The following is an 858-nucleotide window of genomic DNA, read 5'->3' as shown; positions in this document are numbered from 1 at the left end:
GGGTGGCGGTGGCGGGTCCTCCTGCGGCGGCGGCAGCTCCGGCGGAGGCGGTGGCGGTGGCGGCTGCGGTGGTGGCGGAGGCGGCGGTTCCTGAACCCGCCGCCAGGGGCACGGCAGCCGACCGCCCGCGATACCCCTTACTCGTACGGCAGTTGACGTACTCCGTGCGGTAACCGGCAGGCGCATCCCCGCGGCGCACTAACGTGCGGTGCCGCAACAGGAGGCGTCATGCGATCCATCAACGGCACCGGCCTCATCGTCGCGGGGCTCGTCGCGACCCTGGCCGCGCTGCTCTTCCCCATCTGGTCGTACGAGGACCGCTCGGGCACCGGCCTGGACAGGCTCAACGCGGAGACGGTGTCGACCGACTACGGCCCGCTGTCCGCGCTCGACCGCGAGTTCATCACCAAGGTGCGGCTCGCGGGCCTCTGGGAGCTCCCGGCCGGACAGCAGGCGGAGGAGCGCGGCACCACCAAGGCCGTACAGACCGCGGGCGAGCACCTCGTCGAGGGCCATACGTTCCTCGACGCGCGGGTACGCGAGGTGGCGACGCGACTCGGCCTCGAACTGCCCAACCAGCCGAACCCGCAGCAGCGTGGCTGGCTCGACGAACTGAGCGACGCGCGCGGCACGACGTACGACGAGAGATTCGCCAACATCCTGCGCGTGGCGCACGGCAAGGTCTTCTCCGTGGTGGCCGAGGTCCGCGCGACCACCCGCAACTCGCTGGTGCGCGCCCTGGCCGACGACGCGAACACGACGGTCCTCGACCACATCACGGTGCTCGAGGAGACCGGCCTCGTCGACTTCGACGATCTGGCGCGGGACGCCGCGTCGGCAGGACCCAACCCCGTCACC

At 71.8% G+C, this 858-nt stretch carries 1 protein-coding gene; it reads left to right on the top strand.

Annotation, left to right across the window (positions count from 1 at the left end; genetic code table 11):
• Positions 1–228: 228 nt before the first annotated feature.
• Positions 229–858, top strand: a 630-nt coding sequence (locus E2651_RS43480; RefSeq protein ID WP_135336760.1) for a DUF4142 domain-containing protein, incomplete at its 3' end; no start/stop codon positions are given.

The sequence above is a fragment of the Streptomyces sp. MZ04 genome (assembly GCF_004684775.1).
In the GTDB taxonomy this organism is placed as follows: domain Bacteria; phylum Actinomycetota; class Actinomycetes; order Streptomycetales; family Streptomycetaceae; genus Streptomyces.
This window is presented reverse-complemented; position numbering and strand designations above follow the sequence as displayed.